This window comes from Enterobacter cloacae subsp. cloacae ATCC 13047 (assembly GCF_000025565.1).
Taxonomy (GTDB): domain Bacteria; phylum Pseudomonadota; class Gammaproteobacteria; order Enterobacterales; family Enterobacteriaceae; genus Enterobacter; species Enterobacter cloacae.
Genome location: NC_014121.1, coordinates 2,142,624 through 2,162,814, shown reverse-complemented (window position 1 = coordinate 2,162,814; position 20,191 = coordinate 2,142,624). Strand labels below are relative to the sequence as shown.

The following is a 20,191-nucleotide window of genomic DNA, read 5'->3' as shown; positions in this document are numbered from 1 at the left end:
ATAAACTTAACGCATTCTCCCCGTTATTGAAAAACCGATGGATTTAGCCAGTTCTGCCACGGTGGTTTTTTCATAGCCGTAATGGCCGAAGTGCTCAAAAGCCGCTTCGACGATTTGCTCGCGGACAGAGTGGTCAAGGGGACCACGCGTGGATGGGGTGTTCATATTTTTCGTCATTGTTTCAGCTTAGCGCGACGGGCATCAGTTGACAATGAGTGACCATCGTATGATTTGGTCACTCTTTTAATCATGTATTTTTCAGTGCTGTGAGCCAGAGTGTATCACTCTTTGCCCGGAGTTATTGCACAAGCCCGGAGAGATGAAAAATCCTATAACCCCAGATCGCTCAGGGACGGGTGATCGTCCGGGCGTCTGCCCAGCGGCCAGTGAAAGAGCCGTTCAGATTCCTTGATGGGCATATCGTTGATGCAGGCAAAACGCCGCTTCATGAGGCCGTCCGGCTCGAACTCCCAGTTTTCATTGCCGTAAGAGCGGAACCAGTTCCCTGAATCATCATGCCATTCATAGGCATAGCGTACGGCGATGCGGTTGTCGGTAAATGCCCAAAGCTCTTTTATCAGGCGATAATCCAGCTCTTTCTTCCATTTCCGCTCAAGGAACGCCTGCGCCTCCGCGCGGTTCGTGGCGAACTCCGCACGGTTACGCCACTGCGTGTCCAGCGAATAGGCCAGTGCGATTTTTGCCGGGTCGCGGCTATTCCAGCCATCTTCTGCCAGCCTGACTTTTTCAATGGCGCTTTCACGGGTAAACGGCGGTAAAGGGGGGCGTGTGTTCATCTCGGCTACCTCGGGTTGATAGTATGTAGACAGGTCTGTCTACTTGCGTTAATCTATGCCTGTAATTACCGTCTGTCAACACACTGTTTGAGGCCAGATAAGCGTGAATACTCTCACTACGAATAACGATCAAAAAGTCAGCGTCAGGGATAAAATATTGCTCACCGCGCACGAACTCTTTTATTCCACCGGGTTCAGAGCAACGGGCGTTGATACGCTTATCAAACAGGCAAAAGTGACTAAAGTAACGTTTTATCGCCATTTCCCGAGTAAGAGTTTGCTTATTCTTGCCTATCTGCAATATCGGCACGAGCTGTGGATTACCTGGTTTGAAACCACGCTTCGACAATATCTCGAAGAGGGGCGGGCTGCATCGGACGCATTAGCAGCAACGCTTAACGGGTGGTTTATTTCCCCGTTGTTTCATGGCTGTGCGTTTATTAATGCCAGCGCAGAAGCAAAATCAGAAGACAATGAAAGTGAAATAAAAGCCATTTGCCGCAACCATAAATCTGAAACCCGGGAAAAAATTGCCTCCCTCAGCGGTATTGCCGATGAGGCTATTAACACGCAGATTTTAATGCTGATAGACGGTGCCATCATACATGCGCAAATGGGCATGGATACCAAAGAGGTGGTCAGTCAGTTGCGAAGGGGACTTGAAGCGCTGATACCGCGCTAATTACGGCTTTGCGTGCGCAGCCAAACCTCGGGAATGGCTGCGCCGTACGATTCAGATCTTAGTGAGGCTTTGCAGGAATTCGTCCACCTGCTGAGGAGTGGCTGAATCGGCCTGATAGAGGATATCGAGCGTCACGTTTTTAAGGCCACAGAAGCCAAACACCCCTTCAACAATCTGGGTCTGAATAGCTCCGGAATAACCGTGCTTATCGAACCCGGCCAGATCGCTGCCCGCCGTTGCGACCAGGCGCACGGGCACATCACGTAAATTACCCACGATGCGACCATCTTCAGCCACTTTATAGGCCCAGTTCACGGTCAGCACCCGATCAAACCAGCCTTTCAGAAGGGCGGGAACGGACCACCAGTAAATCGGGAAGACAAATACCAGCATATCCGCGCGCTCGACACGCTGCTGCTCGCGCAGCACCTCGTCCGGCAGCGCGCGGGCATCGCCGTGGTAGAGGTCAAGGTCGGGACGAATCATGGTCGGGGAAAAACCTTCGGCATGCAGATCGGCTATTTCAACCTGCGTACCCTGTTCCTGTAACTTCCCGGCAATTCGCTGCGCGAGGGATTGGGATAACGAATTTTCGACCGGGTGAGCCGTCACGATCAGGGCAGTATTGATGACGTTTGATGCAGACATAGAGACCTCAACAGGGTGAGTGAAGATGCCCCTATGTTACTATTGGTAACTTAACTGTCAATCTGGCAGGGCACTCATTTTGTGCTGTCCAGATAGGTATTGAGGACGCCGGTCATCGCGCCGCTGAGCATCTCTTCGGCAACGTTACGCGCGAGGATCCCATTTCCGGCAGCCGTACTGAGCGCATCCGCGGCCCCAATAATGGCCGTCAGGGCCGCTTCACCTGTTACCCCTTGCAGCACAATAAAAGGGGCAAGCGCCATCTGCAGGCAGTCTGCGCAGTCGGCCACGCAGGCCTCGCGGAAAATCTGCAGCGCCCGCGAGCCGGACAGAGCCGCCGCTATGGGGCCCGTTTCGGGGCCCGCAGAGATCGCGCAGTCGATATACGCGGCGCTGAAAAAACGGATCGTCTGTGCCAGCGTTTTATTGTCTCTGTTCAACGTCTCGCGAAATTTCTTGAGCTGCCTGTCGCTGAAGTCCTGATAGAGCGCCATCAGCAGCCCTTCACGATCGCCAAAATGATCGTAAGGAATGGGTTTGGTGACGTTGGCGCGCTCGGCCAGGAAACCCAGCGTAAGGGCCTCAGTGCCTTGCTGGCGCACAATTCCGCGCGCGACTTCCAGCAGCTGTGCGCGGCGTTCTTCTTTTCTTAAGCGCTTAACAACCATCTTTTCCTCAAATCAGTTAACTACTAAAGGTAGTTTACACGCCTTACTGAACGGATGAGAAGCTCATTGCGCGGCTTTTTCCTGCTGAGCCATGTCGAGCACGCTGGCGCTTGCCGGGTCGAACAGCGCAAGGCTCTCAATCTGGTTGAGCATAATCACCTTTCTGAAATCCATCGCACTTCTGGGCTCAGAGTCGAGGGTGATGTCATGCCCGTCATACCATTTGCTGTAGTTATTTTCGATGCGAAAATTCATCGTCTGGCGATCGCGATAGCCACTCAGCATGGGAATAAGCACGATATTGGCCGTTTTCTCATATTCCAGCGTCGCCGTATGGATCATGCCGACATAGATACGCCCCGACCGTAGCGTCACCTGCGCCAGCTCGCCTTGCTCCATGCACTGATAAAGCAGTTGTTCAATCCCGCTCGCCTGCGCCAGGCGCTTATAGAGCTTTTTCCTGCCTTCACCGTCCAGTCCGGCGCTGCCCGCCCAGTTTGAGCGATAAAGACAAAACAGGATGGCGAAGGCCAGCATCACCACTACGGGTGCCTGGATGCCCAGGAAACTCCAGTTCATAAAGTCCATCTGCCAGTCGGCATAACGCTCTGACGTAAAGTGGAAGGTGTTGTCAGCCGCGGAGAGGGCGAGCAGCAGCAGCCAGAGCAGCCCGGTGGCGATCACGCCTTGCAGAACGAAGATCGAGCCGTAAAGGGCAACCAGAAAATAGACATCCCAGCCGAAGGATCGCTTGATTTTGAAGCGGGTAGAGAGGTCGCGGCTGGTGTACCAGTACCCGCAGACCATCAGCACCATAAATATCGCCGTTCCCATATTACGCCCTCTTTAACGCATTGACGTGGCGCAGAAAATCCTGGCGTACCTCGTTGCTTTTGTAGTTCACCGAGGCATTACCATCCTGGTCGATGATAATCCGGTCGCCATCCTCAACGGCTTCAATGATTTCCTGCTGACTCATCACCTGAAGTAACGATTCCGGGCTGGAGAAAAGGGAGAGAAAGAAACGTCTCATGGCATGTCATCCTTATGAATAAAAAGAATAAGCCTGGAAGAGAACGGGGGAATTTACCTTAGGGTTAACCTGAAAAAGTAGCCCGATGGCGGTCAGCCCTTATTGCGCCTCAACTTCTGGTACGAAAGTAACTTACCCAACCAACTGATAATTAAAATAATAAAAATATATTTCTGCACAAACTTGGACAAATAACTCGAATTGTGTAAGTTTAATTATGCGCTTACGCTACGTTGTTTACCGCCAGGATGTGACCCATGAACCTTTTGCCTGACGTCATCAGTCGGTTTGTTGATTACTACACCGCGCTGGATTCCCAGCCGCCCTCGGCGCTGGCGGGGCTTTACCATCCCGATGCCACGCTTATCGATCCGTTTGGTGAACATAACGGCCTGTTCGCCCTGCAACGCTATTTCACCCATCTGCTGGCGAATGTCGAACACTGTCGTTTCACGCTTGATTCCCCTTTGATCGGCGAGCATCGCTTTGTTGTCACCTGGGTCATGCACTGGTCGCACCCGCGCATTGCCGGTGGCGAGCCTCTGGAACTGCCTGGCTGCTCCGTGGTGGACGTGGAAAAGGATCGGATTATTCGCCAGCGGGACTACTACGATGCCGGAGAGATGATCTACGAACATCTGCCTTTGCTTGGCTGGGCGGTTCGCGGCGTGAAGCGGAGGGTGAAATCATGATGACGGTCCTGATCACCGGCGCCAGTTCAGGCATTGGGGCGGGGCTGGCGCAATCTTTTGCCCGTGACGGTCACCATGTCATCGCCTGCGGGCGGGATCCGGCGCGTCTGGAAGCCCTGCATCAGCATAGTTCAAACATTACGGTACGCCTGTTCGATATGACAGACAGGGACGCCTGTCGCCAGGCGCTGACGGGCTGCGAGGCCGACCTGACGATCCTCTGTGCTGGAACCTGCGAATATCTGGAACATGGCGTGGTGGACGCCGCGCTGGTAGAGCGGGTGATGACCACTAACTTTCAGGGGCCTGTCAATTGCCTTGCCGCGCTGCAGCCACAGCTTGTGGCCGGTAACCGCGTGGTGCTGGTGAGCTCTATGGCTCACTGGCTGACGTTTCCACGCGCTGAAGCGTACGGCGCATCCAAAGCCGCGCTCACCTGGTTTGCGCAGAGCCTGCGTCTCGACTGGGAGCCAAAAGGGATTGCGGTCACCGTGGTATCGCCCGGTTTTGTCGACACCCCGTTGACCCGCAAAAATGATTTCGCCATGCCGGGCAGGGTGAGCGTTGAAGAGGCGGTAAAAGCCATTCGCCGTGGCCTGGAAAAAGGGAAAAACCACATCGCGTTTCCAGCGGGATTTGGTCTGACGCTGCGGCTGCTTTCCGGGCTGCCAGCGTTCTTACAGCGTGCACTGCTGCGCAGGATGGTGCGCTCATGAAGATCGCCATAATCGGCAGCGGCATCGCCGGGCTGACCTGCGCCTGGCGCCTTGCCGGGCATCATGAGGTCACCCTGTTTGAAGCCGGTGCCACCCCCGGCGGCCATACCGCCACGGTTGACGTGCCGACGCCACAGGGTACCTACGCCATCGACACCGGTTTTATCGTCTACAACGACCGTACCTATCCGCGCTTTATGGGGCTGCTTAGCGAGCTGGGCATCAGCGGGCAAAAAACGCAGATGAGCTTCTCGGTACACAATCCGCAGAGTGGGCTGGAGTACAACGGCCACACCATGACGACGCTCTTTGCACAGCGTCGTAACCTGGTGAACCCGGCGTTCTGGCGTCTGCTTGGGGAGATTGTCCGTTTTAATCGCCTGGCGAAGCAGGCGCTGAAAGAGGTCGTGGACCCCGGCGCGACGCTGCAAACGTTCCTGGAACAGCATCGCTTAACGCCGTTCTTTGCGCGTCATTATATTCTCCCGATGGGGGCGGCCATCTGGTCGTCGTCGCTACAGGAGATGAAACGTTTTCCGCTGCCGCTCTTTTTACGCTTCTTTGAGAATCATGGTCTGCTGGATATCACTCAGCGCCCGCAGTGGTACGTGGTGCCCGGCGGCTCGCGGGAGTATATCCGCGCTATTCTGGCACAGCTGGGTGACCGGCTCACGCTGCACCTCAACGCGCCGGTGCAGCGGGTAAGCCGTGATGCACAGGGTGTCACCCTCCATCTTGAAGAATCGAGCCACCGTTTTGATCAGGTGATTTTTGCCTGTCACTCAGCCCAGGCGCTGGCCATCCTCGACGCACCTTCCGCCGCTGAGCAGGAGGTGCTGGGCGATATTGGCTGGCAGCGTAACGAGGTGGTGCTGCACAGCGATCCGCGCTGGCTGCCGGTGCGTCAGCGCGCCTGGGCCAGCTGGAACTACCGCCTGAGCGAACAGGATCAGGCCAGCGCCTGCGTAACGTACAACATGAATATCTTGCAGGGGCTGCCCGCCGGTAGCCCGCTGTTCTGCGTCACCTTAAACCCGGAAACGCCAGTGGACGAACGCTTCGTGCTGCGGCGCTTTGTGTATGAACATCCACTGTTTAACCCGCAAAGCTGGCGGGCACAGGCGCGCCGCAGCGAAATCAACGGTCACCAGCGGAGCTGGTTCTGCGGCGCGTACTGGTACAACGGCTTTCATGAAGATGGCGTGCGCAGCGCGCTGGACGTCGTCAATGCGATAACAGCCGGGGAGGGAAACCGATGAACAGTTGCCTCTATCACGGCGTATTACGCCACCGCCGTCTCCAGCCGAAAACGCATGAGTTCAGCTATGGCGTCTTCATGGCCTGGCTCGATCTCGACGAGCTGGATAAGTTGCCCACCGTTGGCGTGCGGCGCAACCGGTTTGCCGCCGCATCGTTCCATGATGCGGATTATCCGCTGGGTTCGCCGCTTAAAGAGAACGTGCTGAATCGGCTGGAAAGCCTGACCGGCGAACGTCCTGAGGGGCGGGTGATGCTCCTGACGCAGCTGCGCTACTTCGGCTTTCATTTTAATCCCGTCAATTTTTACTACTGCTATGACCCGGCAGAGACGCTGCGCTGGGTGCTGGCCGAAGTGCGCAATACGCCCTGGAACGAACGACATTATTACGCCGTCAATGGTCAGCACGCCCAGCCCACGGAGAAAGCCTTTCACGTTTCTCCGTTTAATCCCATGGACATGATTTACCACTGGCGCTTCAACAACCCGGATAACACGCTGCATATGCACATTGAAAATCATCAGGCGTCAAAGGTATTTGATGCCACGCTGGCGCTTCGCCGCGCGCCGCTGACCCGTCCGGCACTGCGTGGGCTGCTGCTGCGTATTCCGCTGATGACGCTCAAAACCGTTTTCGCGATTTACTGGCAGGCGCTGCGGCTGTGGCTTAAGCGCATGCCTCTGTATAACCATCCTGTCAGCAGGAGTGAACGCTCATGACCGATCCTGTCTTTGCGCTTGAACCCGATATCCCGCGCAACGTTCGCGTCGCGCGCTGGCTGCTCTTTCGCGTGCTGAGCGGCCTTCGTGGCGGCTCGCTCACGCTGCGTGAAGGGGCGCAGACCTTTCATTTCGGTGAGCTGTCTGCCGCGCTGCATGCCGACGTTGAGATCCTCAGCCCGGGCGTCTACTGGCGCGTCCTGACCGGGGGCAGTCTGGCCGCGGCGGAAGCCTGGATGGACGGCGAATGGGAAACCACGCAGCTCACGCCGCTTCTGCAACTGCTTGCGCTAAACAGCCAGGTACTGGGGCGGCTCGAAAACGGGTTCCGCCTGCTTGGCAGACCGCTGGAGCGGCTTCGCCACTGGTCGCGGCGCAACTCCCGGGCGCAGGCGCGGGAAAACATTGCGGCGCATTACGATCTGGGTAACGCGTTTTATGCCCATTTTCTGGACAAGGAGTTGCTCTATTCCAGCGCGCTGTTTAGCGGGGAGGAGCAGGATCTTGGCGACGCGCAGCGGGCGAAAATGGCGCGTCTGTGCGAACAGCTGGCGCTGAACCCAAGCGATCATCTGCTGGAGATTGGCACCGGCTGGGGGGCGATGGCGGAATACGCGGCCCGTCACTACGGCTGCCGGGTGACCACTACCACGCTGTCGCAGGAGCAGTATCGCTGGGCGACAGAGCGGATTGCCCGGGCCGGTCTGCAGGACCGCGTTGAGGTGTTGCTCTGCGACTATCGCGATTTAACCGGCGAGTACGACAAGCTGGTGTCGATTGAGATGATTGAAGCCGTCGGGCAACGCTATCTGCCAACGTTTTTCCGCACCTGTCAGGCGCGTCTGCGTCCGGGTGGGCGCATGGCGATTCAGGCCATCACCATTCAGGATCAGCGGTATCGCGACTACAGCAAAAGCGTGGATTTTATTCAGCGGTATATCTTCCCCGGCGGCTTTTTGCCGAGCATAACGGCGATGAATGCGCTGATGACGCGCCATACCGATTTTGTGGTGCGCAACCTGTTTGATATGGGGCCGGACTACGCGCGCACGCTGGCGCACTGGCGTCAGCGCTTTCTCCATGCCTGGCAGGAGATTGAAAAACTGGGATTTGATGAGCGGTTTCGTCGGATGTGGCTCTATTACTTTGGCTACTGCGAAGCCGGGTTTAACGCCCGCACCATCAGCGTGGTGCAACTGACCGCCGAGCGCGTATGAAACGTTACGTGCAGGTTTTCGCCCTGGCTATCGCGTTCGATCTCTACTGGACGCTGGTGGTGCTGTTTCGCGAGCGTGGCCTGATTATCTGGTGCGTGCTGGCGATCTTCGCCTGCCTGATGTTGCCGCCTGCACACCGCGTTTATGCCATTCTGCTGGCACTCGCGGGCACTCTGCTGGATGCACTCTGGGCGCTGACGGGGCTGATCGCCTTCACCGGTGAATCACTGATGCCCGTGTGGATGGTGGCGCTGTGGCTGATGTTTGCCACCGTCTGGACGCAGCTCACCCGCACCACAACGTTACCCGGCTGGATGCTGATGCTGCTGGCTTCCGTGGGCGGTCCGGTGGCGTATCTTATCGGGGAGCGGCTCGGTGCCATCGCCTTTCTGGAGCCGACTTTTATCGTCGTCAGCTGGATGGTGCCGGGCTGGCTGGTGCTGATGCTGTTTTACCACTTGCTGACAGGGAGGCAACAATGAGAGCCGCACTCCTGTTCCTCTGGCTCATCACCCTGACGCCTTTCGCCCAGGCAACCGACTGGCTTGGCTGGCGCAAGGTGGGGGATGCCACGCTGACCTGGGGGCCTTTCACCGTTTATACCTCCCAGTTGCGCACCCCTGAAGGGCGCTACACCGGCAAGATGCAGGATCAGGCGCTCATTATCACCTACGCGCGTGACATCGACAGTGAAGACCTGGTCGAGGCAACCCGCGACCAGTGGCGAGCACAGGGGGTTTTGCAGCAGGAACCGCAGAGCGAAGCCTGGCTGCGAATGCTTGCCTCGCTGTGGCCGGATGTCGGGCCGGGGGCGCAGCTGGCGTTCGTGCTTAACGATAAGCAGGGACAGTTCTGGTACCGCGCGCCTGCCGCATCGGGCACTTTCAGACCCCTGGGGCCGCCTCAGTCGCAAGCGTTCAGCACCCGTTTTCTGGGGATCTGGCTTGATCCCCGCACGCAATACCCTGAGCTGCGTCAGCAGTTAATCGGAGGACAACAATGAAACGTTTTTTGATCATGGCGCTGGGTGTGACGATGTTGCTGGCAGGCTGCAGCACGGACGTGACGGAGTACCGCCAGCAGCAGCCGCGGCTTGATATATTCCACTATTTCCAGGGCAAAACGGAAGCGTGGGGGATGGTGCAGGATCGCAGCGGGAAGCAGCTCCGCCGCTTCCACGTGGAGATTGCCGGGGACGTGATTGGCGACACGCTGACGCTGAATGAACATTTTGTCTACGACGATGGTGAAAAACAGCAGCGGGTATGGCATATCCGCCGCGTGGCGACCGATCGTTATGAGGGCACGGCGGGCGATATTGACGGCGTGGCGACGGGGCAGGCGGCGGGCAATGCCTTCAACTGGCGGTACAGCATGAACGTGAAGGCCAACGGCAGCACCTGGCTGCTGCACTTCGACGACTGGATGTACCTGCAGGATGGCACACACCTGTTTAATAAAACCGAGATGAAGAAATTTGGCGTCACCGTCGCCACGGTGACGCTGTTCTTTACCCGCAAGGTGTAACGTTACTCGTGGGGAGGGGCGTTTTTACTGCCTGAGTAAATGAAAAACAGCGCAATACCCAGGCAGAGGACGGCGGCCAGTCGGCTCATCGAAAACGGAATGGCCGCATTGCCCAGCCAGCCAAAGTTATCAATCAGCATACTCATGGTAAGCTGACCAAAAATCACCGCGACCGTGGCGACGGCGGTGCCGATGCGCTGCACCGCCAACACCATGATTACAATGTACGGCACGCCAAACATCGCCCCGAGAAGCTGCCATTTCGGCACGTCCAGCAGGGTGACTGTCTGTTTTGGTTCAAAGAAAAAAATCAGCAAGGCGGTGACCAGCGCGCCAACGGAGAACGTCAGGAACGCGCTTTTGAATACGCCCACGCGGCTGCCGAGTTGCCCGTTGATCGCCGCCTGAACGCTCAGCGTCGCGCCGCCGCACACGGCCAGAATAATCATCATCAGTGTCATCGTGTTACCCCTGTGCGACCAGAATCAGTGCCGCAATAATAAAACCCAGCGCGACGATCCGTTTCGCGTTGATCTTCCTGTGCGGTGTGCCCAGCAGACCGTAATGGTCGATCAGCAGGCTTTTAAAAACCTGCCCCGCCAGAATGCCAATCATCGTCAGGGCGATGCCGATGGCCGGGGTGGCGAGGGTCAGGATCACCACGTAAACCGGGCCAAGTACCCCGCCGAGCAACTGCCAGCCAGGCTGGGCAAAAAACGACGGGCTGTTGCGCGGGCTGAAGAACAGCATCAGCAGAAACGTCAGCGCGGCGCCGACGCCAAAAATGCTGAACGTGGCCCATAAATCACCGACTTTTCCACCCAGCGGCCCCAGCAGGCCAGCCTCTACGGAAAGCCCCATCCCCCCGGCAATCACCAGTAAAATCAAAACAAGCTGCATTGTTATTCCTCCGTTTGCAGACGGAGAAGATTACGTCGGTCTGGTCATGAGAAAAATGCCATAATGCAGGAAACACCTTTGCAGGATATGCACGAATGTACGACGCCGGGAGCATGAACCTCCGTTCGCTGAAGATTTTTATCGCGGTTTTTGAAGCCGAAAATTTTTCCGTGGTCGCGCGCCGCGAGGGCCTTTCCGCCTCGCAGGTTTCGCGCATTATCCACCAGCTTGAGGATGCACTCGGCCAGCAGCTTTTTTACCGCAATACCCGGGCGGTGATCCCCACAGAAAGTGGTCATCTGTTTATCCGCTATGCCAGGGAGATGATGACGAGTTTTGAGGAGGCTCGTCGGGAGCTGGATGCACGTTCAACGGAGCCTTCCGGCACGATCCGCATTAATGCACCGGTCTTTTTCGGCCAGCGGCACATTGCGCCAGGGCTGCCTGATCTGACGGCGCGCTATCCGCGGCTGAATATCGAGCTGACGCTGACCGATGATTTTATCGACCCGCACAAGAATGCCGCCGACGTGATCTTTCGCATCGGCGTGCTGACGGACTCCACCTTTCACGCGCGCATTTTTGGTCAGCAGCGCTACCATCTGGCCGCCTCGCCGGACTATCTGCGACAGCACGGCGCGCCGCAAGGGCCGGACGATCTGGCGCATCATAAATGCCTGGTCTACCGTGGTTCGTCGGGGCCTAACCGCTGGCTGTTGCGCGGTGCGGGGGAGGAGTGGGTGCACTACCCGGTGATGCCATTAATGACGTCAAATAATGCGGAATCGCTGCTAGCTGCCGCGCTGGGCGGGATGGGAATTGTGCTGTTTCCGGACTGGCTGATTGGCGACCGCCTGCAGCAGGGCGAACTGGTCGCACTCCTGCCAGGGCTGGAGTGCGCCATTCATACGGAGCCCCTGAATATTGCGGCGATCTACCCAAACGCGCGGCATCCGCCCCTTAACGTCAGGGCGGTGATTGATCATTACGTCGGGTGTTTCGGTACGCCGCTCTACTGGCAAACGCAGGGCAGGTGATTACGCGCCAAGCTCGTTGCGGATAATCGCGGCTCCGGCGCTCAGCGCCTTCAGCTTACCGTTGGCAACCTGACGGGAAAGCGGCGCCATACCGCAGTTGGTTGACGGGTAAAGCTTGTCGGCATCGACAAACTGCAGCGCTTTACGCAGGGTGTCAGCCACTTCTTCCGCGGTTTCAATGGTGTTGGTTGCCACGTCGATGGCGCCTACCATCACTTTTTTGCCGCGGATCAGCTCCAGCAGATCCATCGGCACGCGGGAGTTGTGACACTCCAGCGAGATGATGTCGATATTCGATGTCTGAAGCTTAGGAAACGCCTCTTCATACTGACGCCATTCTGAGCCAAGGGTCTTTTTCCAGTCGGTATTGGCCTTGATGCCGTATCCGTAGCAGATGTGTACCGCTGTTTCGCATTTCAGCCCTTCAATGGCACGCTCCAGCGCCGCAATCCCCCAGTCGTTGACCTCATCAAAAAAGACATTAAATGCCGGCTCATCAAACTGAATGATATCGACACCTGCGGCCTCTAACTCTCTTGCCTCCTGATTGAGGATTTTAGCGAACTCCCAGGCCAGCTTTTCGCGGCTTTTATAGTGCGCGTCGTAAAGAGTGTCGATCATGGTCATTGGCCCCGGCAGGGCCCACTTGATTGGCTTATCCGTGAGCTGCCGTAAGTATTTTGCGTCGTCCACGAACACCGGTTTTTGACGCGCCACGGCGCTGACCACCGTCGGCACGCTCGCATCGTAGCGGTTACGAATGCGCACGGTCTGACGGTTTTCAAAATCCACGCCGCTGAGGTGTTCAATAAAGGTGGTCACAAAGTGCTGGCGCGTCTGTTCGCCATCGCTGACGATATCAATCCCCGCGCGGATCTGCTCATCAAGCGATAAACGCAGCGCATCCTGCTTACCGGCCAGTAACTCCTGATCCTCTAATTTCCACGGTGACCACAGCGTTTCTGGTTGTGCAAGCCAGGTTGGCTTAGGCAGGCTGCCAGCGGTTGACGTCGGGAGCAATGTTTTCATATGTATAACCCTTTTAAATTCGATTAATTAACGCGCGTAGTTATCAGACCACTGCTCGAGTACGTGTTTGTAAGGCTTGATAAATTGTTCTTCCGTGAATTTACCCTGCTCAATGGCCAGCTGGCTGCGTTCAACACGGTCGTAAACAATTTTGGTTAATGAGTGATCCTGCTGATTCAGGTCGGGGCGATAGCAGTGTCCTGCCGCCGAGTTAGCGTTATAAATTTCCGGGCGATAGATCTTCTGGAACGTCTCCATCGTGCTGATGGTGGCGATCAGTTCAAGATTGGTGTAATCACTGAGCAAATCGCCGGTGAAGAAGAAGGCAAACGGCGCCACGCTGTTTTCAGGCATGAAATAGCGTACCTTCAGGCCCATTTTCGCGAAGTACTGCTCCGTCAATGACTCGCCATCCGGCGTGTACTCAATGCCCAGCACCGGGTGCTGGTTACCCGTGCGACGATAAGTGTCTTTGCTGGACACGCTCAGGCAAATCACCGGTGCTTTTTTGAAATTCTCCCGGTATTCCGGCGAATTAACAAAATGGCGGAAGATATTGCCGTGCAAGACACCAAACTTCTCCGGAATGGTGAAATGGGGCTGGTTTTTATTATGCTCCAGCAGCAGGACGCTGAAATCGTAATCGCGCACGTAAGAGGAGAAGTTATTGCCGACAATACCGTCGATGCGTTCATTGGTTTTTTTATCGACGATTGTGGTTTGCAATATTTCAATGGCCGGGAAGGTTTTCTCCGCACCAATATTCAGATCCACAGAGACGATCTCAAGCTCGACCGCGTAACGATCGGCATTGGGATTATCCCAGCGCGCCAGGGCGTTAAAGCGGTTATTGATCATCACCAGGGTATTACGCAGGTTCTCCTGACGCTTTTCCCCGCGGGCGAGGTTGGCAAAGTTGGTGGTCGTACGCGTATTCTCTGACGGGTTATAATTTTCATCGAAGCAACTGCGCTTAAGGGTAAATGTAAAAGCTTTACTCATCTTGGTTATGCATCCTAAGTTCATGTTGCCAGGAAGTTATCAATGCATAATTTATGCCTGACGCGGTAGCGCAGGGGAAGTGACTTAATTTCACAGCAACATGAGCGAACTTCATGAACTGCTCAGTTCCAGTTATACTGCCCAAAATTTCCAACCGGTTTAAACACACTCATGACAAAACTCACCTTACAAGAGCAGATGCTGAAAGCGGGCTTAGTCTCCAGCAAGAAAATGGCCAAAGTTCAGCGCACGGCCAAGAAATCCCGCGTGCAGGCGCGTGAGGCCAGAGAGGCGGTAGAAGAGAACAAAAAAGCGCAGCTTGAGCGTGACAAACAGTTGAGCGAGCAGCAAAAACAGGCCGTGCTCGCCAAAGAGTTTAAGGCGCAGGTGAAGCAGTTGATTGAGATGAACCGCATCACGGTGGCGAAAGGCAACATCACCTTTAACTTCACCGACGGCAATTTGATCAAAAAAATCGAGGTGGATAAGGCAACCCAGACCCAGTTGATTAACGGTCGTCTGGCCATCGCACGTCTGGTGATTAACGCTAATGGCGATTGCGAATATGCCATTATCCCGGCGGTGGTGGCGGATAAAATTGCCCAGCGCGATGCCGACAGTATTGTGCTAAACAGCGCCCTGAGTCAGGAAGAGCAGGATGAAGACGATCCGTATGCCGATTTCAAAATCCCTGACGATTTGATGTGGTAAGACGGTTCAGAACGGTGCGGCGTGACGGGCGTTAACCGGCTCGCCGCTCACCGGATGAATAAAATTCAACTGACTGGCATGCAGCATCAGCCTCGGCGTTGTTCCGCTGCCAGGCCACGTCCGTCCCCCATATAAATCGCAGCCTAAAATCGGGTGGCCCAGCAGCTGACAGTGAATGCGCAACTGGTGGGTTCGCCCGGTTTCTGGCGTCAGTTCTACCCGCGTGAGCGGCATCGCCGCGTTTTGATACAGGCGTTCCACCACCCGATAGCGTGAACGGGCGGGTTTGCCGTTAACGGCACAGATCGACATCAGCGGAAACAGCGCCGGGTCTTTGGCAATCGGCGCGTCAATTATCCCTTCATTGTTTTCCAGGTGGCCGCAAAGCAGGGCGCTGTAGACTTTCTCCACGCTGCGCTGGCTGAACTGCTGGCACAGCGCGGCGTTGATCGGCTTATTACGTGCAATCACCATCAGGCCGGACGTGCCAAAATCCAGGCGATGCACCAGCGTGCAGCCAGGGAAGCTTTGAACCAGACGATAGTGCACCGAATCGAGATTTTGCGGATTTTTACCCGAGAGGCTAAGCAGACCGGAAGGTTTATTGATCAGCAGCAGATGTTCATCCTGCCAGAGGATCTCAATGTCGTCATGACACGGTGGGGCAATAAAAGAATCAATAATCGCAGACATCAGGCCGCCCGGCTGGAGAGTGGGAGCGGATGATAACGAAATGCGGGAAAAAAGAAAAACCCTCTCACCAGGCGGTGAGAGGGTGAAATCTTAGGCAGCCACCAGGCTGTCGATCGCGGCTTTCGCGTCGGTCTGTGCTTTGGTCGCCACTTCAGGACCGTAAGCGATACCTTCTGCAAACACGAAGTTCACGTCGGTGATCCCGATGAAGCCCAGGAACAGGCTCATGTACGGCGCAACCAGGTCGGTTGGGGTATCTTTATGAATACCGCCACGGCTGGTCAGCACGATGGCACGCTTGCCTTTCACCAGACCTTCCGGGCCATTTTCGGTGTAACGGAAGGTAACACCAGCGCGAGCCACCAGGTCGAAGTAGTTCTTCAGCTGGGTTGGGATGTTGAAGTTGTACATTGGGGCGTTGATCACGATAACGTCGTGCGCCTGCAGTTCAGCAATCAGCTCATCAGAGAGCGCCAGGGCTTCCTGCTGGCGTGGGCTCAGCGGTGCATCGCTTGGACGCAGCGCGCCAACCAACTCGCCATCCAGCACAGGAATTGGGTTTGCAGCTAGGTCACGCACGGTGATTTGGTCTGCGGAATGGTGTTCACGCCACTGTTCAACGAAGTAATCAGACAGCTGACCAGACTGAGAGTACCCTGCCAGAATACTGGATTTCAAAACTAATACTTTGCTCATGGGTGATTCCTGTTTTGCATTTGATTGAAGGGGGTTGCCCTGTTGCTTGTGGACACTTTATTCACAATCCTGCCACAGAGATAGCGCAATATATCGAAGCCTATGTTCGAATTTTTTGAATAAGGCGTGGAAAGCGCTGATGTGGTACTCTATAGCAATCATTACAAAGAGATTTTATCCGGCAGTGCACTGCCCGTTAATGCTATGACAGAACAACAAAAATTGACCTTCCCGATGCTCCTGCAACAGCTTGATTCACTGATGCTGCGCGATAAACAGCGCTTTGCTCGCCGCTTGCACGGGGTGAAGAAGGTTAAAAATCCTGATGCACAACAGGCCATTTTCCAGGAGATGGCGAAAGAGATTGAACAGGCGGCAGGGAAAGTTGTGCTGCGCGAAGCGGCTCGTCCGGCAATCACCTATCCGGAAAATCTGCCCGTCAGTCAGAAAAAGCAGGAGATCCTCAACGCCGTGCGCGACCACCAGGTGGTGATCGTGGCGGGGGAGACCGGCTCGGGGAAAACCACACAGCTGCCGAAAATCTGTATGGAGCTCGGCCGCGGAGTGAAGGGCCTGATTGGTCATACCCAGCCGCGTCGTCTGGCGGCGCGTACCGTGGCGAACCGTATTGCCGAGGAGCTGCAAACGGAGCCGGGCGGCTGCATCGGTTATAAGGTGCGTTTCAGCGACCATGTGAGCGATAACACCATGGTCAAGCTGATGACCGACGGTATCCTGCTGGCGGAAATTCAGCAGGATCGTCTGCTGATGCAGTACGACACCATCATTATTGATGAGGCGCACGAGCGCAGTCTGAACATCGACTTCCTGCTCGGCTACCTTAAAGAGCTACTGCCGCGTCGCCCGGATCTGAAAATTATCATCACCTCCGCGACCATCGACCCGGAGCGTTTCTCAAAACATTTCAATAACGCACCGATTATTGAAGTCTCCGGCCGTACCTATCCGGTAGAAGTGCGCTATCGCCCGATCGTGGAGGTGGCGGAGGATACCGAGCGCGACCAGTTGCAGGCTATTTTCGATGCCGTTGACGAACTGGGCAATGAGAGCGCGGGCGACATTCTGATCTTTATGAGCGGCGAGCGTGAGATCCGCGATACCGCCGACGCGCTCAGTAAGCGCGATCTGCGCCACACGGAAATTTTGCCGCTTTACGCACGTCTCTCCAACAGTGAACAGAACCGCGTGTTCCAGCCGCACAGTGGGCGACGCATCGTGCTGGCGACCAACGTGGCGGAAACCTCGCTGACCGTGCCGGGCATTAAGTATGTGATTGATCCGGGTACGGCGCGTATCAGCCGCTACAGCTACCGCACCAAGGTACAGCGTCTGCCGATTGAGCCGGTTTCACAGGCGTCGGCCAACCAGCGTAAAGGGCGCTGTGGACGTGTGTCGGAGGGGATCTGTATTCGTCTCTATTCGGAAGACGATTTCCTCTCCCGCCCGGAGTTTACCGACCCGGAGATCCTGCGCACCAACCTCGCTTCCGTCATCCTGCAGATGACCGCGCTGGGGCTGGGCGATATCGCCGCTTTCCCGTTTGTCGAAGCGCCGGACAAACGCAATATTCAGGACGGTGTACGCCTGCTGGAAGAGCTGGGGGCGATCACCACTGACGAGCAGGCCACCGCGTATAAACTGACGCCGCTGGGACGGCAGCTCAGCCAGTTGCCGGTGGACCCGCGTCTGGCGCGCATGGTGCTGGAAGCGCAAAAACACGGCTGCGTGCGCGAGGCGATGATCATCACCTCGGCGCTCTCAATACAGGATCCGCGTGAACGCCCAATGGACAAACAGCAGGCGTCGGATGAGAAACACCGTCGCTTCCACGACAAAGAGTCGGATTTCCTTGCCTTCGTGAACCTGTGGAACTACCTCGGCGAGCAGCAGAAAGCGCTGTCATCTAACCAGTTCCGCCGTCAGTGTCGCGTGGATTTCCTCAACTACCTGCGCGTGCGCGAGTGGCAGGATATCTACACCCAACTGCGCCAGGTGGTGAAAGAGCTGGGTATTCCGGTGAACAGTGAACCGGCGGAGTACCGCGAAATTCACATCGCATTGCTGACCGGACTGCTTTCCCATATCGGCATGAAGGACGCCGAAAAGCAGGAGTATACCGGCGCGCGCAACGCCCGTTTCTCCATCTTCCCCGGCTCCGGGTTGTTCAAGAAACCACCCAAGTGGACCATGGTTGCTGAACTGGTGGAAACCAGCCGTCTGTGGGGGCGTATTGCCGCGCGTATCGATCCGGAATGGGTGGAGCCGGTGGCGCAACACCTGCTGAAACGCTCATACAGTGAACCGCACTGGGAGCGCGCGCAGGGGGCGGTGATGGCAACCGAAAAAGTGACCGTCTACGGTCTGCCGGTGGTGGCCGCGCGTAAGGTCAACTACAGCCAGATTGACCCGGCGCTGTGCCGCGAGCTGTTTATCCGCCACGCGCTGGTGGAGGGCGACTGGCAGACGCGTCACGCCTTCTTCCGTGAAAACCTCAAGCTGCGTGCCGAAGTGGAAGAGCTGGAGCACAAATCCCGTCGTCGCGACATTCTGGTGGATGACGAGGCGCTGTTCGAATTTTACGACCAGCGCATCAGCCACGATGTCATTTCCGCCCGTCACTTTGACAGCTGGTGGAAGAAGGCCAGCAAAGAGACGCCGGATCTGCTCAACTTTGAAAAGAGCATGCTGATTAAAGAAGGGGCGGAGTCGGTCAGTAAGCTCGACTACCCGAACTTCTGGCATCAGGGCAACCTTAAGCTGCGGCTGACCTATCAGTTTGAGCCGGGAACGGACGCGGATGGTGTCACCGTTCATATCCCGCTGCCGCTACTAAACCAGGTGGATGAGAGCGGATTTGAGTGGCAAATTCCCGGCCTGCGCCGCGAACTGGTGATTGCGCTGATCAAATCGCTGCCGAAACCGGTGCGCCGTAACTTTGTTCCGGCCCCTAACTACGCCGAAGCGTTTTTAGGCCGCGTGACGCCGCTGGAGCTGCCGCTGCTGGATGCGCTGGAGCGTGAGTTCCGCCGCATGACCGGTACCACCATTGACCGCGAAGACTGGAACTGGGATCAGGTGCCCGATCACCTGAAAATCACCTTCCGCGTGGTGGACGATAAAAACAAGAAGCTGCAGGAAGGCCGTTCGCTCACCGCGCTGAAAGAGGCGCTGAAAGGCAAAGTGCAGGAGACCTTGTCCGCGGTGGCGGATGATGGGATTGAGCAGAGCGGGCTGCACATCTGGAGCTTTGGCCAGCTCCCCGAAAGCTACGAGCAAAAACGCGGTAACTACAAAGTGAAGGCCTGGCCTGCGCTGGTGGATGAGCGCGACAGCGTGGCGATCAAGCTGTTTGATAACCCGCAGGAACAGCAGCAGATGATGTGGCGCGGGCTGCGCCGCCTGTTGCTGCTCAACATCCCGTCGCCGATCAAGTATCTGCACGAGAAGCTGCCGAACAAAGCCAAGCTGGGGCTGTACTTTAACCCGTACGGCAAAGTGCTGGATCTGATCGACGACTGCATCTCCTGCGGCGTGGACAAGCTGATCCACGAGGCCGGCGGTCCGGTCTGGTCAGAAGAGGGCTTTGCTCAGCTTCATGAAAAGGTACGCGCGGAGCTGAACGACACCGTGGTGGATATTGCCAAACAGGTCGAGCAGATCCTCACCACCGTGTTCAATATCAACAAACGCCTGAAAGGGCGCGTGGATATGACCATGGCGCTGGGGCTGTCGGATGTCAAAGCGCAGATGGCGGGCCTGGTGTACCGGGGCTTTGTCACCGGCAATGGCTTCAACCGTCTCGGCGACACGCTGCGTTACCTGCAGGCGATTGAAAAACGGCTGGAGAAAATGGCCATCGATCCGCATCGTGACCGTGCCCAGATGCTGAAAGTTGAAAACGTGCAGCAGGCGTGGCAGCAGTGGTTAAACAAACTGCCACCGGCACGTCGTGACGATGAAGACGTTCAGGCGATCCGCTGGATGATCGAAGAGTTACGCGTCAGCTTCTTTGCCCAGCAGCTCGGTACGCCGTATCCGATTTCGGATAAACGTATTTTGCAGGCGATGGAGCAGATTTCGGCTTAACACCCTGTTTTCTCCCTCTCCCGGTGGGAGAGGGCCGGGGTGAGGGCATCAGGCCGCA

The 20,191-nt window shown here is 56.4% G+C and carries 23 protein-coding genes and 1 pseudogene; 12 read left to right on the top strand and 12 right to left on the bottom strand.

Features of this window, described 5'->3' with window-relative positions:
- Window positions 1-27 precede the first annotated feature (27 nt).
- Both ECL_RS10395 and ECL_RS10390 read right to left on the bottom strand, forming a co-directional pair.
- Window positions 28-177, bottom strand: a pseudogene (locus ECL_RS10395) (TetR/AcrR family transcriptional regulator); the annotation flags it as partial.
- Window positions 178-329: 152 nt separating this feature from the next.
- On the bottom strand, window positions 330-797 hold the full coding sequence (locus tag ECL_RS10390; RefSeq protein ID WP_013096727.1) for a nuclear transport factor 2 family protein: 468 nt from the start codon (window positions 795-797) through the stop codon (window positions 330-332).
- 103 nt (window positions 798-900) lie between these two features.
- Between ECL_RS10390 and ECL_RS10385 the strand changes: the two genes are divergently transcribed.
- Complete coding sequence (locus ECL_RS10385; RefSeq protein WP_013096726.1) at window positions 901-1,479, top strand: TetR/AcrR family transcriptional regulator; 579 nt, start codon at window positions 901-903, stop codon at window positions 1,477-1,479.
- A 51-nt stretch (window positions 1,480-1,530) separates the two neighbouring features.
- Here ECL_RS10385 and ECL_RS10380 read toward each other — a convergent pair whose 3' ends face one another.
- The 4 genes from ECL_RS10380 to ECL_RS10365 all read right to left on the bottom strand — a co-directional run bounded on the left by ECL_RS10380 (window position 1,531) and on the right by ECL_RS10365 (window position 3,828).
- Window positions 1,531-2,127 carry an NAD(P)H-dependent oxidoreductase gene (locus ECL_RS10380; protein WP_013096725.1) on the bottom strand — a complete coding sequence of 199 codons (597 nt, stop codon included), beginning with the start codon at window positions 2,125-2,127 and terminating at the stop codon, window positions 1,531-1,533.
- Between the two features lie 74 nt (window positions 2,128-2,201).
- Entirely contained in the window at window positions 2,202-2,795 is a 594-nt protein-coding gene (locus ECL_RS10375) for a TetR/AcrR family transcriptional regulator (RefSeq protein ID WP_013096724.1), read from the bottom strand.
- A 63-nt stretch (window positions 2,796-2,858) separates the two neighbouring features.
- On the bottom strand, window positions 2,859-3,629 hold the full coding sequence (locus tag ECL_RS10370; protein ID WP_013096723.1) for a hypothetical protein: 771 nt from the start codon (window positions 3,627-3,629) through the stop codon (window positions 2,859-2,861).
- 1 nt (window position 3,630) lies between these two features.
- Window positions 3,631-3,828, bottom strand: coding sequence for a hypothetical protein (locus tag ECL_RS10365; protein ID WP_013096722.1), 198 nt, complete (start codon window positions 3,826-3,828; stop codon window positions 3,631-3,633).
- A gap of 257 nt (window positions 3,829-4,085) precedes the next feature.
- On the opposite strand from ECL_RS10365, the gene ECL_RS10360 reads away from it, so the two are divergent.
- Genes ECL_RS10360 through ECL_RS10325 form a run of 8 tightly spaced genes read left to right on the top strand, consistent with a single transcriptional unit; the run spans window position 4,086 to window position 9,958 of the window.
- Window positions 4,086-4,520 carry a nuclear transport factor 2 family protein gene (locus ECL_RS10360; RefSeq protein WP_013096721.1) on the top strand — a complete coding sequence of 145 codons (435 nt, stop codon included), beginning with the start codon at window positions 4,086-4,088 and terminating at the stop codon, window positions 4,518-4,520.
- Window positions 4,517-5,236, top strand: coding sequence for an SDR family NAD(P)-dependent oxidoreductase (locus ECL_RS10355; protein ID WP_013096720.1), 720 nt, complete (start codon window positions 4,517-4,519; stop codon window positions 5,234-5,236). Before ECL_RS10360 ends, ECL_RS10355 begins: the two co-directional genes overlap by 4 nt.
- Window positions 5,233-6,495, top strand: coding sequence for an NAD(P)/FAD-dependent oxidoreductase (locus ECL_RS10350; protein ID WP_013096719.1), 1,263 nt, complete (start codon window positions 5,233-5,235; stop codon window positions 6,493-6,495). The genes ECL_RS10355 and ECL_RS10350 overlap by 4 nt, the downstream gene beginning before the upstream one ends.
- The gene (locus tag ECL_RS10345) at window positions 6,492-7,214 is read left to right on the top strand and encodes a DUF1365 domain-containing protein (protein ID WP_013096718.1); all 723 of its coding nucleotides are present in this window, start codon (window positions 6,492-6,494) and stop codon (window positions 7,212-7,214) included. The genes ECL_RS10350 and ECL_RS10345 overlap by 4 nt, the downstream gene beginning before the upstream one ends.
- On the top strand, window positions 7,211-8,431 hold the full coding sequence (locus ECL_RS10340; RefSeq protein WP_013096717.1) for an SAM-dependent methyltransferase: 1,221 nt from the start codon (window positions 7,211-7,213) through the stop codon (window positions 8,429-8,431). Before ECL_RS10345 ends, ECL_RS10340 begins: the two co-directional genes overlap by 4 nt.
- Entirely contained in the window at window positions 8,428-8,913 is a 486-nt protein-coding gene (locus ECL_RS10335; RefSeq protein ID WP_013096716.1) for a DUF2878 domain-containing protein, read from the top strand. The genes ECL_RS10340 and ECL_RS10335 overlap by 4 nt, the downstream gene beginning before the upstream one ends.
- Window positions 8,910-9,434, top strand: a complete 525-nt coding sequence (locus ECL_RS10330) for a hypothetical protein (protein WP_013096715.1) — start codon at window positions 8,910-8,912, stop codon at window positions 9,432-9,434. The genes ECL_RS10335 and ECL_RS10330 overlap by 4 nt, the downstream gene beginning before the upstream one ends.
- Window positions 9,431-9,958: a DUF3833 domain-containing protein gene (locus ECL_RS10325; RefSeq protein ID WP_013096714.1), complete on the top strand. Its 528-nt coding sequence runs from the start codon at window positions 9,431-9,433 to the stop codon at window positions 9,956-9,958. The genes ECL_RS10330 and ECL_RS10325 overlap by 4 nt, the downstream gene beginning before the upstream one ends.
- A 2-nt stretch (window positions 9,959-9,960) precedes the next feature.
- On the opposite strand, the gene ECL_RS10320 is transcribed toward ECL_RS10325, so the two are convergent.
- Both ECL_RS10320 and ECL_RS10315 read right to left on the bottom strand, forming a co-directional pair.
- Window positions 9,961-10,419 carry a DMT family transporter gene (locus tag ECL_RS10320; RefSeq protein WP_013096713.1) on the bottom strand — a complete coding sequence of 153 codons (459 nt, stop codon included), beginning with the start codon at window positions 10,417-10,419 and terminating at the stop codon, window positions 9,961-9,963.
- A gap of 4 nt (window positions 10,420-10,423) precedes the next feature.
- Window positions 10,424-10,858 (bottom strand): DMT family transporter, encoded by a 435-nt coding sequence (locus ECL_RS10315; RefSeq protein ID WP_013096712.1) that lies wholly within the window; start codon window positions 10,856-10,858, stop codon window positions 10,424-10,426.
- A 95-nt stretch (window positions 10,859-10,953) separates the two neighbouring features.
- On the opposite strand from ECL_RS10315, the gene ECL_RS10310 reads away from it, so the two are divergent.
- Window positions 10,954-11,895, top strand: coding sequence for a LysR family transcriptional regulator (locus ECL_RS10310; protein WP_013096711.1), 942 nt, complete (start codon window positions 10,954-10,956; stop codon window positions 11,893-11,895).
- On the opposite strand, the gene ECL_RS10305 is transcribed toward ECL_RS10310, so the two are convergent.
- Together ECL_RS10305 and ECL_RS10300 are read right to left on the bottom strand one after the other, a co-directional pair.
- Window positions 11,896-12,924, bottom strand: coding sequence for a methionine synthase (locus tag ECL_RS10305; protein ID WP_013096710.1), 1,029 nt, complete (start codon window positions 12,922-12,924; stop codon window positions 11,896-11,898).
- 27 nt (window positions 12,925-12,951) lie between these two features.
- Complete coding sequence (locus tag ECL_RS10300) at window positions 12,952-13,926, bottom strand: DUF1852 domain-containing protein (RefSeq protein ID WP_013096709.1); 975 nt, start codon at window positions 13,924-13,926, stop codon at window positions 12,952-12,954.
- Between the two features lie 171 nt (window positions 13,927-14,097).
- On the opposite strand from ECL_RS10300, the gene ECL_RS10295 reads away from it, so the two are divergent.
- Window positions 14,098-14,637 (top strand): DUF2058 domain-containing protein, encoded by a 540-nt coding sequence (locus tag ECL_RS10295; RefSeq protein WP_013096708.1) that lies wholly within the window; start codon window positions 14,098-14,100, stop codon window positions 14,635-14,637.
- Window positions 14,638-14,643: 6 nt separating this feature from the next.
- On the opposite strand, the gene ECL_RS10290 is transcribed toward ECL_RS10295, so the two are convergent.
- Both ECL_RS10290 and azoR read right to left on the bottom strand, forming a co-directional pair.
- Window positions 14,644-15,330: an RluA family pseudouridine synthase gene (locus ECL_RS10290; RefSeq protein ID WP_013096707.1), complete on the bottom strand. Its 687-nt coding sequence runs from the start codon at window positions 15,328-15,330 to the stop codon at window positions 14,644-14,646.
- A gap of 90 nt (window positions 15,331-15,420) precedes the next feature.
- A complete protein-coding gene (gene azoR, locus ECL_RS10285) occupies window positions 15,421-16,026 on the bottom strand; it encodes an FMN-dependent NADH-azoreductase (RefSeq protein ID WP_013096706.1) in 606 nt (201 codons plus the stop codon).
- 204 nt (window positions 16,027-16,230) lie between these two features.
- Here azoR and hrpA point away from each other — a divergent pair, with 204 nt between their 5' ends.
- Window positions 16,231-20,133, top strand: coding sequence for an ATP-dependent RNA helicase HrpA (hrpA, locus tag ECL_RS10280; RefSeq protein ID WP_044159397.1), 3,903 nt, complete (start codon window positions 16,231-16,233; stop codon window positions 20,131-20,133).
- The last annotated feature ends 58 nt before the right edge of the window (window positions 20,134-20,191 follow it).

Bases quoted from the DNA above. Each gene is read 5' to 3' on its own strand.
- ECL_RS10390 (WP_013096727.1), bottom strand. From the start codon at position 797: ATGAACACACGCCCCCCTTTACCGCCGTTTACCCGTGAAAGCGCCATT.
- ECL_RS10380 (WP_013096725.1), bottom strand. From the start codon at position 2,127: ATGTCTGCATCAAACGTCATCAATACTGCCCTGATCGTGACGGCTCAC.
- ECL_RS10375 (WP_013096724.1), bottom strand. From the start codon at position 2,795: ATGGTTGTTAAGCGCTTAAGAAAAGAAGAACGCCGCGCACAGCTGCTG.
- ECL_RS10370 (WP_013096723.1), bottom strand. From the start codon at position 3,629: ATGGGAACGGCGATATTTATGGTGCTGATGGTCTGCGGGTACTGGTAC.
- ECL_RS10365 (WP_013096722.1), bottom strand. From the start codon at position 3,828: ATGAGACGTTTCTTTCTCTCCCTTTTCTCCAGCCCGGAATCGTTACTT.
- ECL_RS10360 (WP_013096721.1), top strand. From the start codon at position 4,086: ATGAACCTTTTGCCTGACGTCATCAGTCGGTTTGTTGATTACTACACC.
- ECL_RS10355 (WP_013096720.1), top strand. From the start codon at position 4,517: ATGATGACGGTCCTGATCACCGGCGCCAGTTCAGGCATTGGGGCGGGG.
- ECL_RS10350 (WP_013096719.1), top strand. From the start codon at position 5,233: ATGAAGATCGCCATAATCGGCAGCGGCATCGCCGGGCTGACCTGCGCC.
- ECL_RS10345 (WP_013096718.1), top strand. From the start codon at position 6,492: ATGAACAGTTGCCTCTATCACGGCGTATTACGCCACCGCCGTCTCCAG.
- ECL_RS10340 (WP_013096717.1), top strand. From the start codon at position 7,211: ATGACCGATCCTGTCTTTGCGCTTGAACCCGATATCCCGCGCAACGTT.
- ECL_RS10335 (WP_013096716.1), top strand. From the start codon at position 8,428: ATGAAACGTTACGTGCAGGTTTTCGCCCTGGCTATCGCGTTCGATCTC.
- ECL_RS10330 (WP_013096715.1), top strand. From the start codon at position 8,910: ATGAGAGCCGCACTCCTGTTCCTCTGGCTCATCACCCTGACGCCTTTC.
- ECL_RS10325 (WP_013096714.1), top strand. From the start codon at position 9,431: ATGAAACGTTTTTTGATCATGGCGCTGGGTGTGACGATGTTGCTGGCA.
- ECL_RS10320 (WP_013096713.1), bottom strand. From the start codon at position 10,419: ATGACACTGATGATGATTATTCTGGCCGTGTGCGGCGGCGCGACGCTG.
- ECL_RS10315 (WP_013096712.1), bottom strand. From the start codon at position 10,858: ATGCAGCTTGTTTTGATTTTACTGGTGATTGCCGGGGGGATGGGGCTT.
- ECL_RS10310 (WP_013096711.1), top strand. From the start codon at position 10,954: ATGTACGACGCCGGGAGCATGAACCTCCGTTCGCTGAAGATTTTTATC.
- ECL_RS10305 (WP_013096710.1), bottom strand. From the start codon at position 12,924: ATGAAAACATTGCTCCCGACGTCAACCGCTGGCAGCCTGCCTAAGCCA.
- ECL_RS10300 (WP_013096709.1), bottom strand. From the start codon at position 13,926: ATGAGTAAAGCTTTTACATTTACCCTTAAGCGCAGTTGCTTCGATGAA.
- ECL_RS10295 (WP_013096708.1), top strand. From the start codon at position 14,098: ATGACAAAACTCACCTTACAAGAGCAGATGCTGAAAGCGGGCTTAGTC.
- ECL_RS10290 (WP_013096707.1), bottom strand. From the start codon at position 15,330: ATGTCTGCGATTATTGATTCTTTTATTGCCCCACCGTGTCATGACGAC.
- azoR (WP_013096706.1), bottom strand. From the start codon at position 16,026: ATGAGCAAAGTATTAGTTTTGAAATCCAGTATTCTGGCAGGGTACTCT.
- hrpA (WP_044159397.1), top strand. From the start codon at position 16,231: ATGACAGAACAACAAAAATTGACCTTCCCGATGCTCCTGCAACAGCTT.